The sequence below is a fragment of the Corynebacterium afermentans subsp. lipophilum genome, from assembly GCF_030408375.1.
Lineage (GTDB): Bacteria > Actinomycetota > Actinomycetes > Mycobacteriales > Mycobacteriaceae > Corynebacterium > Corynebacterium lipophilum.
Genome location: NZ_CP046530.1, coordinates 1,554,523 through 1,568,044, shown reverse-complemented (window position 1 = coordinate 1,568,044; position 13,522 = coordinate 1,554,523). Strand labels below are relative to the sequence as shown.

Genomic DNA, 13,522 nt, shown 5'->3' with positions numbered 1-13,522 from the left:
AACGGAGGGTACCAGTCAGTGGACATGGGAGGTGAGCAGTGCCACGTTCTAGCGCGAACGCGCAGGTAAGACCAGAGAAAAAGGGGCCGAATCCTGCGCAGGCTTCACAGAAGCAGATTACGGGTAAGCGTGTGTACTGGCTCGGCATCGCCTTTTTGGCGGTGGCAGCCCTGCTCATCGGCCGCCTGTTCTGGGTGCAGGTGATTATCGGCGACGAACTCCGTGAGCAGGCCAACGACCAGCGCAGCCGCACTTACGTGGACCGTGCGCGCCGCGGCGAGATCCTGGACCGCGACGGCAACAAGATGGCCTACACCATGCAAGCCCGCTCCCTGACCGTCTCCCCCGTGCAACTGCGCAGGGAGCTCAAAGAGCAGCAGGAGCTTGAGATGCGCGTGGACGGGCTGTCTGCGGAGGAGATCGCGGCCCAGGTGGATGCCCGCGTCGAGGACGTGTTGCGCACGATGGCGAACGAGATCCCGGGGATGATCGGCGACGGGGAGGTGGTGCGTGACGCACCTGCGAACACCGCCACCGGCGAGCCGACCACCAAGGTCGGCCAGGTCAGCGCCAAGGAGATCCTGGACAAGTTGCACGCGGACTCCAGCTACGAGGTGCTGGTGCGCAACGTCGACCCGGACGTGGCCGCAACCGTCGCGGAGGCCTTCCACGGCATCGCGGCGGACCACCAGGACATCCGCCAGTACCCGAATGGCGCGGTCGGCGAGAACATCATCGGCAAGGTCTCCATGGACGGCCAGGGACAGTTCGGCATGGAAGCGTCCCGCGACGCGGACCTGACAGGCATCGACGGCCGCTCCACCGAGGACGTGTCCGCGAACGGCCAGTCAATTCCGGGCTCGCTTCGCGACGTCGTCCCGGCCGTCGGCGGCGCCCAGATCGAGCTGACCATCGACCTGGACCTGCAGACCTACGTCCAGCAGACCCTGGAACAGGCCAAGGCCAACTCACTGGCGAAGGAAGCCCAGGCGGTGGTCCTGGACACCCACACGGGTGAAGTGCTGGCGATGGCCAACACCGACACGATCAACCCGAACGGCAACGTGGACCAGCAGGTGAAGCAGGGCAAGGATTTTGAAAACCCGAGCGTGTCGCACCCCTTCGAACCTGGCTCCGTGGCAAAGGTGGTCACCGCGGCCGCGGCGATCGACCAGGGGCTGACTGACCCGTTCGAGGTGCACCAGGTGCCGGGCTCCATCGATATGGCAGGCGTTACGGTGCGCGACGCTTGGGAACACGGTGTAATGCCGTACACCACCGCCGGCATCTTCGGTAAGTCCTCCAACGTGGGCACGCTCCAGCTGGCCCAGCGCCTGGGGGAGGAGCGGTTCTGGGATTACCTGAACCGCTTCGGCATCGGCCAAGGCACCGGAATTGAGCTGCCCAACGAGTCCGCGGGCCTGCTTCCTGTGCTGGAGCAGTGGTCCGGCGGCACGTTTGCCAACCTGCCCATCGGCCAGGGCATGAGCTGGACCACGCTGCAGATGGCCGGCGTGTTCCAGACCATCGCGAATGAGGGCGAGCGCATCCAGCCGCGCATCATCCACAAGATCACCGGCCCGGACGGGGAGGAGATCGCGCAGGAGGAGCCGCAGCGCACACGCGTGATCAGCGAGGAGGCCGCGCGCACCACGCTGGACATGTTCCGCGCCGCGTTCCAGGAGGACCCGGCCGGCGTCAACAACGGCACGGCCCAGGGCAACAACCTGGAGGGCTACCAGTTCTCCGGCAAGACCGGCACCGCACAGAAGGTCAACCCGGACACCGGCGCGTATTCCAACAGCGCCTACTGGATCACCTTCGCCGGTGTCGCCCCCGCGGACGACCCGCGCTTCGTCGTCGCCATCATGCTGGACGAGCCGCAGCGCGGCGTGCTCGAGGGCGGCAACGGTGGGCAGTCCGCGGCCCCGATTTTCAAGCAGATTTCGGGCTGGCTGCTCAACCGTGAGAACGTGCCGCTGAGCCCGCCGGCAGAGCCGTACCCGTTGCAGGGCCAGTAGAAACAGATGGAGGTCTCAACAATGACAAGCTTGCAGCAGCTCGCCGACATCGCTGGCGCGCGCATCGTCAACCCGCCGAGCGCGGATGCGCCGGTGACCTTCGTCGGCCTTGATTCGCAAAACGTCGAGCCCGGCGGCCTGTTCGCCGCGCTGCCCGGCACCCGCGTGCACGGCGCGACCTACGCGTTCGACTCCGCCGCCGGCGCCATACTTACGGACGAAGCCGGCCTGGCGATCATCCAGCAGACTGCCGACCGCCGCCCGGTGCTGGTGGTCGAGGACGTGCGGGCAATCTTGGGCTATGTGGCGGCTGAGGTGTACGGACACCCGTCGCAAAGCTTCACGCTCCTCGGCGTGACCGGCACCTCCGGCAAAACCACCACCACCTACATGCTGGAAAAGGGCCTGACCGCCGCCGGCTGCAAGGTGGGGCTTATCGGCACAACCGGCACGAAGATCATGGGCCGGGACGTGGCCACGGAGCTGACCACGCCCGAGGCGCCGATGCTGCAGCGGCTGTTCGCGCAGATGCGTGATGAGGGCGTCACGCACGTGGTCATGGAGGTCTCCTCGCACGCGCTGATGCTGGGCCGCGTCACCGGTTCGGACTTCGACGTCGCCGCGTTTACGAACCTCTCACAGGACCACCTGGATTTCCACCCGACCATGGAGGATTACTTCCAGGCGAAGGCGCTGTTTTTCGAACCGGGAAGCGAGATGCGCGCCAAGCGCAGCGTCGTCTGCGTCGATGACGAGTGGGGCCAACGCATGGCCGAGCTCGCCGAGGCACCGGTCACCGTCGCCACTACGGGCGACGCCGATATCACCGCGGAGCTTGTGCGTATCGACGACCAAGGCCGCCAACGCATCCAGCTCACTGCCGACGACACCTACGAGTTCACCCTGCCTATGCCGGGCGCGTTCAACGTGGCCAACGCGGCGCTCGCAGCGGCGGTCGCGACAACCGCAGGTGTGGAGCTCGCGCCGTTCTTGCGCGGCCTGGAGCAGGCGGCGGTGCCGGGGCGCATGGAGCGTATCGACGAAGGCCAGCCCTTTGTCGCGGTCGTGGACTACGCCCACAAACCGGCCGCCATCGGCGCGGTGCTGGCCACACTGCGCGGCCAGGTAGAAGGCCGCATCGGCGTGGCCGTCGGCGCGGGCGGCGACCGCGATTCCTCCAAGCGCCCGCTGATGGGTGCCGAGGCCGCCAAGGGCGCGGACTTCGTGGTGGTCACTGACGACAACCCGCGCACCGAAGACCCCGCCGCCATCCGCGCGTCAGTGCTCGCGGGCGCGCGCGAAGCCGGCACCGACGCTGAAATTGTGGAGGTCAGCCCCCGTGGCAAGGCCATTGACGCGCTCGTGGAGTGGGCCCGTCCCGGCGACGCCGTGATCGTGGTGGGCAAGGGCCACGAAGTCGGCCAGCTCGTGGGCACCGAGAAACTGCACTTCGACGACCGCGAAGAGATGCGCAGGGCAATCACAGAAAGGCAATCTCGAGCATGATCGACATGACGCTGGCGCGCATCGCCGAGATCACCGGCGGGCGCTTGAGCCCGGAAGCAGCCCCGGACACACACGTCACCGGGTTTGTGGAGTTCGATTCGCGCAAAATCGGCCCCGGCGGGCTCTTCGTCGCCTTCCCGGGGGCGCGCGTGGACGGTCACGACTTCGTGGACAAGGCCGCCGAGGCCGGCGCCGCCGCGTCGTTGACGACGAGGGAGGTGGGTAGGCCTTCGGTGATCGTCGAGAAGCTGCCGCCCCGCGAGGGCGACAACTCGGACCTGGCAGCGAACGACCCGGACGGCTCCGCGGCGGGCGTGGTGGACGGCATGTCCAAGCTGGCGTCCGCTGTCGCGCGTGAGCTGACGGACTCGCACGGGCTGACCATCGTCGGTGTGACAGGTTCTGCGGGCAAGACGTCGACGAAGGACCTTATCGCGGCTGTGCTTTCGCGCGCTGGCGAGACGGTGGCGCCCCCGGGCAGCTTCAACAACGAGATCGGCCACCCGTACACGGTGCTGCGATGCACCGAAGACACAGACTTTCTGGTCGCGGAGATGTCGGCGCGCGGCGTCGGCCACATCGCGCACCTGGCCGCCATCGCGCCGCCGAAGATCGGCGTGGTGCTCAACGTCGGCTCCGCGCACATCGGCGAGTTCGGCTCCCGCGAAAACATCGCAAAGGCGAAGGGGGAGCTGGTGGAGGCGCTGCCTGAAAGCGGCGTCGCAGTGCTCAACGCGGACGACGAGCTCGTCGCCGGCATGGCCGCCCGCGCGGACGCGCGCGTGGTCACCTTCTCCGAATCCGGCAACACGGCCGCAGACTACTATGCCACGGGCGTCGAGCTCGACGCGGTCGCTCGCGCGTCCTTTACTATGCACACCCCGAACGGAGAGCCGCAGCGCGTCACGCTCGGCGTGTTCGGCGCGCACCAGGTGGGCAATGCGCTCGCCGCGGCGGCCGTGGGCACGGAGCTGGGCATGGATGCGGCCACCGTGGCCGAGGCGCTTTCCGCGGCCAGTTCGGTGTCCGTCAACCGCATGGACGTCAATACGCGCGCCGACGGCTTGACCGTGATCAACGACGCCTACAACGCCAACCCCGAATCCATGCGCGCGGCCATCGCTGCGCTCGGCTACACCGCCGCCGCCCGCCCGGGCGTGCGCTCGGTGGCCGTGCTCGGCGAGATGAGCGAGCTCGGCGCGGGCGCCACACAGGAGCATGCGCTGCTCGCGGACGAGTTGGCGCGCTACCGGGTGACCCACCTTGTGGCCGTCGGCAAGTCCGACGCGATGGGCGCGCTGACTCAGCGTGCCGGGGACAGAGGCATCCACACCACCGCCGTCGCCGACACCGACGAAGCCGCGCAGGCCGTGCGCGAGCTGTTGGCGTCCGCGCCAGCAGGGGAGGAGAATTGGCGCGAGCGCGACGACCGGGATGTTGTGCTGGTCAAAGCTTCCAACGCCGCCCGGCTATGGGTGGTGGCGGAGGCGCTCCTGCAAGGGCATACGCTTAGGTAGAAACTCGACGTAGAGAAATAGCAAGGTACAACTTCCATGGTTCAAGTTATCTGCGCCGGAATCATCAGCTTTTTGGTTTCGATCTTCCTCACCCCTGCGCTCATCCGGTACTTCAACCGGCGGGCCATGGGCCAGGAGATCCGCGAGGATGGTCCGGCGTCCCATGCCCGCAAACGCGGCACCCCGACGATGGGCGGCATCGCCATCCTCGCCGGCATCACCATGGGCTACCTCGGCGGCAGCCTCGTCGCTCTGGTCACAGGCCACGCAGCGTTCACGGCCACCGGCCTGATCGTGCTGTTTCTCACCCTGTCCCTGGGCCTGGTCGGCTTCGCGGACGACGGCATCAAGCTGTTCATGTCGCGCAACCTGGGCCTGAACAAGACCGCGAAACTGGTGGCGCAGCTGGCCATCTCGCTCATCTTCGGCTGGCTCATCCTGCGCTTCCCGGACGAGAACGGGCTGACCCCGGGCTCGCAGTTTTTAAGCTTCGTGCGCGACATCGAAACGATCGACCTGACCTTCGGCGGCGGGACGATCGGCACGATCTTCTTCCTCATTTTCATCTACATTCTGCTGGCCGCTTGGTCGAACGCGGTGAACCTCACCGACGGCCTGGACGGGCTCGCCTCCGGCACCACCGCGCTGGTGATGGCGGCGTACGTGGGCATCACCTTCTGGCAGTTCCGCAACTCGTGCGAGGCCGTAGCGGCCGCCGGCTGCTACAGCGTGCGCGACCCGCTGGATCTGGCCATCCTGGCGTCCGCAGGCTTCGGCGCCTGCGTGGGCTTCCTCTGGTGGAACGCCGCCCCGGCGAAAATTTTCATGGGCGACACCGGCTCGCTCGCGCTTGGCGGCCTGGTCGCTGGCCTGTCCGTCGGCTCGCGCACGGAGCTGCTGATGATCATCATCGGCGCGCTGTTCGTGCTCGAAGCGCTCTCGGTGGTCATTCAGGTGGTGTCGTTTAAGTCCACCGGCAAGCGCGTGTTCCGCATGGCGCCGTTCCACCACCACTTTGAAAACGGCGGCTGGCACGAAACCACCGTTGTGGTGCGGTTCTGGATCATCTCCGCCATGGCGTTCATGCTCGGCCTGGCCGTGTTCTACGGCGAGTGGCTGAACGGGGCGAACCTGTGACGCAGCCGATTTTGCCGGACTACACCCTGGTCGCCGGTGCCGGGGTGTCTGGCCTTGGTGCGGCGCAGCTGCTCGAGCGCGCCGGCGCCCGCTTCACCGTCGTGGACGACAGTGATGCCGGCCGCGCCCGCGCCGCGGCTGCCGGCTACGACGCCTGCACCGGCGACGAAGCGCGCGCTCGCTTCCATGAGGTCGGGCTTGTGGTCACATCGCCCGGGTGGCGGCCGGATACGCCCTTGCTTGTCGACGCCGCATCCGCCGGCATCGACGTCATAGGCGACGTCGAGCTGTGCTTCCGGCTGGACCGCGCCGGAGTCTTCGGCAAGCCCCGCACCTGGCTCGTGGTCACTGGCACGAACGGCAAAACCACCACGACCGGCATGCTCGCGCAGATGATGATTGAGGCAGGCAAGGACACCGGCCTGCGAGCTGGCGCCTGCGGCAACATCGGCGTCGCGGTGGGGGAGGCGATGCTCGAGCCCGAGCGCCTGGATGTGCTGGTGGCGGAGCTTTCCAGCTTCCAGTTGCACTGGTCCTCCCAGCTCGTGCCGGATGCGGGTGTGTTGCTGAACCTGGCGGACGATCACATCGACTGGCACGGCAGTTTCGCCGAGTACGCCGCGGCCAAGGCGAAGGTGCTCAAAGCGCCTGTGGCGGTGGCGGGCGTCGACGACACCGAGGTGGCGCGCATCGCCGCCAGCACGGGACGCGACGACATTGTCGGGTTCACGCTCGGCGAGCCGGCGGACGGCCAGGTTGGTGTGGCGGGCGGACGCATCGTCGCAAAGCTTGGCGGTGCGACCGTGGATGTCGCATCGGCTGACGGCATCGAGCCCGCCGGTGCCGCCGGCGTGCTGGACGCGCTGGCCGCCACCGCGGTGGCGCTGACGCAGGGGGCCACGCCCGAGCACATCCAGCGCGCGCTGAACGCATACCAGGTGGCGGGCCACCGCGGCACGCTCGTGCACTCCGGCGGTGGGGTGGACTGGGTGGACAACTCCAAGGCCACCAACCCGCACGCGGCGGATTCGGCGCTCACCGGCGCGGGCTCCGTGGTGTGGGTCGCCGGCGGGCAGCTCAAGGGGGCGTCCGTGGACGCTGTGGTCAAGGCCCATGCAAAGCAGTTCCGCGCGGTGGCGCTGCTGGGCGTGGACCGGGAGCTGATCCGCACCTCGCTTCAGCAGGCGGCGCCGGAGGTGCCCGTGTTTGTCTCCGACGCGCAGGACCCGTCGCAGGCGATGGACGAGGTCGTCGCGTGGGCGGCCGCGCAGGCACAGCCGGGCGACACCGTGCTTTTGGCGCCTGCGGCGGCGAGCTTGGACATGTTTTCCGGCATGTCTGCGCGTGGCGACGCATTCGCGGCCGCTGCAATGCGACACTGGAACCCGCACAACAAGTAAGCTCAACTAAAGGTTGAGGTTTTCTTCCGCGGTTCCAATCGAAAGGGCAGCATGACGGTTCAACGCGCACCCCGGCAACGCGCACCACGGCCGGACGCCCCATCGAAGCTCAGCGCAGGGGTCAGGCGCATTCAGGAGGCGCTCGATTCCCGGCCGTTGATCGACTACACCATGATCCGCAGTATCGTGCTTTTCCTCGCCGGCCTCGGCGTGGTCATGGTGATGAGCTCCTCTATGGCGACCTCGTTCGCCTCCAGCGCCAGCGTGTGGTCTTTGGCCGTGCGCCAGTTCGCGATGGTCATCCTCGGCCTGATCGCTTTCTGGGCGGCGCTGAAGACGCCGCCCGAGCGGCTGCGGGGCCTGAGCAATTGGCTGATGGTCATCGCTATCCTGCTGCTCATCGCCGTGCTCACGCCGCTGGGCACCGGCCGCGCCGAGGTGGGCTCGCAGTCCTGGCTGGTCGTCGGCCCGCTGCGGCTGCAGCCCTCCGAGTTCGCCCGCGTGGCCATCGCCATGTGGGGTGCGAAGATCCTGTCCAACAAGGACCCCCGCCGCCTGTTCGTCCCGGACAACGGGTTTGCCGCGTTTATCTCTGTTTCCCTGCTCTGTGTGCTGCTGATTGCCATGCAGGGCGATATGGGCATGGCGCTGTCTTTAGCCGTCGTGGTGGCGTTCATCCTGCTCTTTGCAGGTGTGTCGCTGAAGGCCGTCGGCGTGGTGGCTGCCTCGGGCGTTGTGGCGCTGGTGGTGATCTTCCTCTCCGGTAGCTTCCGCTCCGACCGCTTCCACGTCTACTTCGACGCGCTGCGCGGCCACTTCGACGACACCCGGGGTGTCGCGTTCCAGTCCCACCAGGGCTTCCTCTCTCTGGCGGACGGCCACATCTTCGGTGTGGGCCTGGGCCAGTCCCGCGCGAAGTGGTTCTACCTGCCGGAGGCGCGCAACGACTTCATCTTCGCCGTCATCGGCGAGGAGCTCGGCCTGTGGGGCGGCGCGCTGGTCATCACCCTGTTCGCGCTGCTGGGCTTCTTCGGTATGCGCACCGCGCTGCGCGCGCAGACGCAGTACCAGACGCTCATGGCTGCGTCCCTGACCGCCACGGTGGTCTCCCAGGCTTTCATCAACATGGCCTACGTGGTGGGACTGCTGCCGGTCACCGGCATCCAGCTGCCCATGCTGTCCGCCGGCGGTTCCTCGGCTGTGTTCACTCTCGGCGCGATGGGTGTGCTGGCGTCCGTGGCGCGTCACGAGCCGGACGCGATCTCGTCCATGCAGAACTACGGCCGCCCCGTGTTCGACCGCATCTTCTTCATCGCCGAGCCCCGCGCGCTGAAACAGCGCCGTCAGGCGCCAGCTGCCGCGCCGCGCCGCGAGCGCTACGGCACGCCGGTGACCCAGCCGGTCGCCGCGGCTTACCATAGGCCCCCGCACCGCCGGACCCCGCGCCGTTAGGAGAGCAATGACTTCCCAGAACTTCAGCGTCGTCATCGCAGGCGGCGGCACCGCGGGCCACATCGAGCCCGCCCTCGCAGTCGCGGAGGTGCTTCGCGACGCCTACGGGGCCAACGTTGTCGCCCTCGGCACCGAACGCGGCCTTGAAACCACCATCGTGCCGGCCCGCGGATTCGAGCTCTCCCTGATCGACCCGGTGCCGATCCCGCGCAAAAAGCCGTGGAAGCTCGTGTCCGTGCCGTTCAAGCTGGCACGCAGTGTGCGCCAGGCAAAGCAGGCGATGAAGCGCTGCGGCGCTGCCGCCGTCTTCGGCACCGGCGGCTACGTCTCCGGCCCGGCGTACCTGGCCGCGAAGCAGCTGGGCCTGCCGTTTTTCGTGCTGGAGACCAACGCGCTGGCCGGCATGGCCAACAAGTTGGGCGTCAAAATTGGCGGCACCGGGTTCAACGCGGTGCCGAATTCCGGCATGGACGGCGAGGTCGTCGGCGTGCCAGTGCGCCCCGGCGTGGGCGTGGACCCGGACGGCGCGAAGCGCGAGCGGGGCCTGCGCACGTGGAACCTTCAGGAGGGCCGCCCGACCATTCTGGTCACCGGCGGCTCCCAAGGCGCGGTGAGCATCAACGCTGCACTGGCAGACGCCGTCGAGCGGCTCACCGGCGCGGGGTTTCAGATCCTGCACGCCTACGGCCGCAAAAACGACGCGCCCGCAGCGCACGACCACTACACGGCCGTGCCCTACATCGACGACATGGAGGCCGCCTACGCCGTCGCCGACGTGGTCGTGTGCCGCTCCGGCGCGATGACGGTCGCGGAAAACTCAGCCGCCGGCATCCCCGCCATCTACATCCCCCTGCCACACGGCAACGGCGAGCAAGGACTCAACTCCGCCCACCTCGTCGACGCCGGGGCGGCCCTGCGTATCGACGATGCGGCGCTGAGCGGCGACGTGCTCGTCGATAAGCTGCTGCCCCTGGTTGCACCAGAGGCTCGCGCGACAATGCGCGCGGCGCTCGAGGATTCGGGCGCTGGCAGTGTTGCCGAGGACCTTGCCGCGCGCATCGCCGCGTCTGCTGGAAAGGACACAAAATGACAGATCTCTCCCGAGTCCACCTCATCGGCATCGGCGGGTCCGGCATGTCCGGCGTGGCGCACATCCTGTTGGACCGCGGCGCCACCGTGACCGGTTCCGACGCCAAGGACTCCCGCCCGGTGCGCGCGCTGAAAGCCAAGGGCGCCAAGGTCGCGCTCGGCCACGCAGAGGCCAACCTGGAGCTGTCCGGCGAGTTGCCCACCGCAGTGGTGACCAGCTTCGCCGCGATCCCGCAGGACAACCCGGAGCTGGTGCGCGCCAAGCGTGAAGGCATTCCGCTGCTGCGCCGCTCCGACCTGCTTGCGGAGCTGATGGAGGGATCGACCCAGCTGCTGCTCGCGGGCACGCACGGCAAGACGTCCACGACTTCGATGGCGGTGGTGGCGCTGCAGGCGGCGGGGGAGGACCCCTCGTTTGCCATCGGCGGCCAGCTCAACCGGGCCGGCACCAACGCGCACCATGGCCACGGCGTCGTGTTCGTGGCGGAGGCCGACGAGTCCGACGCCTCGCTGCTGCGCTACTCGCCGGACGTCGCGGTGATCACCAACATCGAACCGGACCACCTGGATTTCTACGGCACCCGCGAGAAGTACTTCCAGGTCTTCGATGACTTCGCGGACATTGCCAAGCACGTGGTTGTCTGCCTCGACGACGACAACGCCGCCGCCTGCGGCGAACGCGCCCTGGAGCGCGGCCTGACGGTTACCGGATACGGCACCGCGGAGGCAGCCGCGCGCCACCCGAAGATCCCGGCAGGCGCCGTGGTCACCAACGAGCGCCAAGAGGGCGAGCACACCGTGGTCGAGGTGCAGCTTCGCACCGACCGCATCTCCGGCGACGTGTTGTACACGCTGGCGATTCCGGGCCGCCACATGGTGCTCAACTCCGCGGCCGCGCTGCTTGCGGGGGCGCTCGTGGGCGCCGCCCCGGAGAAACTCGCCCAAGGGCTGAGCGAGTTCACCGGCGTGCGCCGACGCTTCGAGTTCAAGGGCGAGGTGGGCGGAACCCGCGTCTACGACGACTACGCCCACCACCCGACGGAAGTCGACGCCGTGCTCACCGCCGCGCGCGACAAGGTTGAGGCCGAGGGCAGCGGCGCCCGCGTGGTGGTCTGTTTCCAGCCCCACCTGTACTCGCGGACCCAGGAATTCGCCGAAGAGTTCGCCGAAGCGCTTTCGCTGAGCGACGACTGCGTGCTGCTGGACATTTTCGCCGCCCGTGAAACGCCGGTGGAGGGTGTGACTTCCCGGATCATCGCCGAGAAGATGACCGTGCCGGTGCATCTGGAGCCGGACTTCTCGGCGGCGCCCTCGACCGTGGCGTCGCTAGTGAAACCCGGCGACCTGGTGCTGACCATGGGCGCGGGCAGTGTGACCATGCTTGCGGACGAGATCCTCGCCGCCCTGCAGGAGGCGTAGCATGTCGCGCCGCGCCATCGCGATTGTCGCCGGCTGCGTCGCACTTGTGCTCGCGGTTGTGGCGGTGCTCCCGTTTACCCCGGCCATGCCCGTCGACGACGTCAACGTCGAGGGGGCGGTGAACCTGCCTGCCGAGGAGGTGAAATCGCTTTCCGGCGTGGAGACGGGCACCCCGATGGGGCGGGTCGATGTGCGCAGGGCCGCCCAGGACGTGGCCGCCAACCCGTGGGTGGACTCGGTGACGGTGAAGCGCAACTGGCCCAACGCGGTGGATGTCACGGTGGTGGAGCACACCCCGGTGGCTTGGATCGACCAGGGCGGCGAGCCGCACCTGATCAACAGTGAGGGCAAGGATTTCGTTGTGGCCCAGCCGCCGGTGGGGGCCGTGCAGCTCGTCGGCATCAGCGAAGAGCAGCTGCCCAAGGCAGTGGAGGTGGCCTCCGCGATCACGGACGTGGCCCGCCCACAGGTCCGCGAACTAACCCGCGACGGGGACCACAGTTTCGTGCTCAAGCTCGACGGTGACAGGACAGTTACGTGGGGCGCGTCCGAGGACAACCGGAACAAGGCGCTTGCGCTTGAGACGGTGCTGCAGCTGGACGGAAAAACATTCAACATTTCCAACCCGGAGCTGGTCACTTCGCGCTAAAACCGCAGGTCACAACCCTAAAGTACAGGTTTAGGGTTGTGACACGCCGACCCAGAAAACAAAAAACCGCGCACTTTCGCACAAGATGGGAAGCAACTTCAAAAACCAACTTGTGAAAGGCGAGACCACCACTATGACCTCTCCCGCCAACTACCTCGCCATGATCCGCGTCGTCGGTGTCGGCGGCGGCGGTGTCAACGCCGTCAACCGGATGATCGAGGAAGGCCTCAAGGGCGTCGAGTTTGTCGCGATAAACACCGATTCCCAGGCACTGCTGTTCACTGATGCCGACACGAAGCTCGACATCGGGCGCGAGGCGACCCGCGGCCTCGGCGCGGGCGCGAACCCTGAGGTTGGCCGCACCTCGGCCGAGGATCACAAGCAAGAGATCGAGGAGTCCCTGAAGGGCTCCGACATGGTCTTCGTCACCGCTGGCGAGGGTGGCGGCACCGGCACCGGCGCCGCCCCGGTGGTCGCCGGCATTGCCAAGAAGATGGGCGCGCTGACCATCGGCGTGGTCACCCGCCCGTTCACCTTCGAAGGCAAGCGCCGCACCCGGCAGGCGCTCGAGGGCATCGAGAACCTCAAGGAAGTCTGCGACACGGTCATCGTCATCCCGAACGACCGCCTGCTGCAGCTGGGCGACGCCGAGCTGTCCATGATGGAGGCCTTCCGTGCGGCGGATGAGGTGCTCTACAACGGTGTTCAGGGCATCACCAACCTCATCACCATCCCGGGCATGATCAACGTCGACTTCGCGGACGTGCGCTCCGTCATGGCCGACGCCGGCTCCGCGCTGATGGGCGTCGGTTCCGCCCGCGGCGACAACCGCGTGATGACGGCTACCGAGCAGGCCATCAACTCCCCGCTGCTGGAAACCACCATGGAGGGTGCCAAGGGTGTGCTCATCTCCGTCGCCGGCGGCTCCGACCTGGGCCTGATGGAGGTCAACAACGCGGCCTCCATCGTGGAGGAAAAGGCCGACGAGGACGCCAACATCATCTTCGGCACGATTATCGACGACAACCTGGGCGACGAGGTCCGCGTGACCATCATCGCCACCGGTTTCGACGAGAAGGCCAACGCCCGCACGGCTGAGCCGGTGGAACAGGAAGCACCGCAGCCGGAGCAGACCTCCACCAAGGTCGTCGAGGCCGAGCCGGCAAAGAAAGAGGAGTACCAGCCGCGCCACCGCTACGAGCCGTCCACCCGCAGCGGCCTGTTCACCGAGCGCGACCGTGAGCCCCGCGAGCCTCGCGAGCCCCGCGACGGCGGCTTTGACGGCGGTTTCGATGACGTCGATGTGCCGGACTTCATGCGCTAGTTAAGCTG

At 67.6% G+C, this 13,522-nt stretch carries 10 protein-coding genes; all 10 read left to right on the top strand.

Features of this window, described 5'->3' with window-relative positions; all coding sequences use genetic code 11:
• Positions 1-131: 131 nt before the first annotated feature.
• The 10 genes from CAFEL_RS07475 (at position 132) to ftsZ (ending at position 13,514) form a co-directional block, all read left to right on the top strand.
• Positions 132-2,021: a peptidoglycan D,D-transpeptidase FtsI family protein gene (locus CAFEL_RS07475; RefSeq protein ID WP_290171978.1), complete on the top strand. Its 1,890-nt coding sequence runs from the start codon at positions 132-134 to the stop codon at positions 2,019-2,021.
• Positions 2,022-2,042: 21 nt separating this feature from the next.
• A complete protein-coding gene (locus tag CAFEL_RS07470; RefSeq protein ID WP_228496180.1) occupies positions 2,043-3,527 on the top strand; it encodes a UDP-N-acetylmuramoyl-L-alanyl-D-glutamate--2,6-diaminopimelate ligase in 1,485 nt (494 codons plus the stop codon).
• The gene (locus CAFEL_RS07465; protein WP_194559555.1) at positions 3,524-5,044 is read left to right on the top strand and encodes a UDP-N-acetylmuramoyl-tripeptide--D-alanyl-D-alanine ligase; all 1,521 of its coding nucleotides are present in this window, start codon (positions 3,524-3,526) and stop codon (positions 5,042-5,044) included. The genes CAFEL_RS07470 and CAFEL_RS07465 overlap by 4 nt, the downstream gene beginning before the upstream one ends.
• Positions 5,045-5,080: 36 nt before the next feature.
• On the top strand, positions 5,081-6,181 hold the full coding sequence (mraY, locus tag CAFEL_RS07460) for a phospho-N-acetylmuramoyl-pentapeptide-transferase (protein ID WP_194559554.1): 1,101 nt from the start codon (positions 5,081-5,083) through the stop codon (positions 6,179-6,181).
• Positions 6,178-7,581, top strand: a complete 1,404-nt coding sequence (gene murD / locus CAFEL_RS07455) for a UDP-N-acetylmuramoyl-L-alanine--D-glutamate ligase (RefSeq protein ID WP_194559553.1) — start codon at positions 6,178-6,180, stop codon at positions 7,579-7,581. Before mraY ends, murD begins: the two co-directional genes overlap by 4 nt.
• A 171-nt stretch (positions 7,582-7,752) precedes the next feature.
• Complete coding sequence (locus CAFEL_RS07450; protein ID WP_353959464.1) at positions 7,753-9,033, top strand: FtsW/RodA/SpoVE family cell cycle protein; 1,281 nt, start codon at positions 7,753-7,755, stop codon at positions 9,031-9,033.
• Positions 9,034-9,040: 7 nt separating this feature from the next.
• Positions 9,041-10,123 (top strand): undecaprenyldiphospho-muramoylpentapeptide beta-N-acetylglucosaminyltransferase, encoded by a 1,083-nt coding sequence (gene murG / locus CAFEL_RS07445; RefSeq protein ID WP_194559551.1) that lies wholly within the window; start codon positions 9,041-9,043, stop codon positions 10,121-10,123.
• A complete protein-coding gene (gene murC / locus CAFEL_RS07440) occupies positions 10,120-11,541 on the top strand; it encodes a UDP-N-acetylmuramate--L-alanine ligase (protein WP_194559550.1) in 1,422 nt (473 codons plus the stop codon). Before murG ends, murC begins: the two co-directional genes overlap by 4 nt.
• A 1-nt stretch (position 11,542) precedes the next feature.
• On the top strand, positions 11,543-12,190 hold the full coding sequence (locus CAFEL_RS07435) for a cell division protein FtsQ/DivIB (protein ID WP_194559549.1): 648 nt from the start codon (positions 11,543-11,545) through the stop codon (positions 12,188-12,190).
• Positions 12,191-12,323: 133 nt separating this feature from the next.
• Positions 12,324-13,514, top strand: a complete 1,191-nt coding sequence (gene ftsZ, locus CAFEL_RS07430) for a cell division protein FtsZ (RefSeq protein WP_063938856.1) — start codon at positions 12,324-12,326, stop codon at positions 13,512-13,514.
• Positions 13,515-13,522 lie beyond the last annotated feature (8 nt).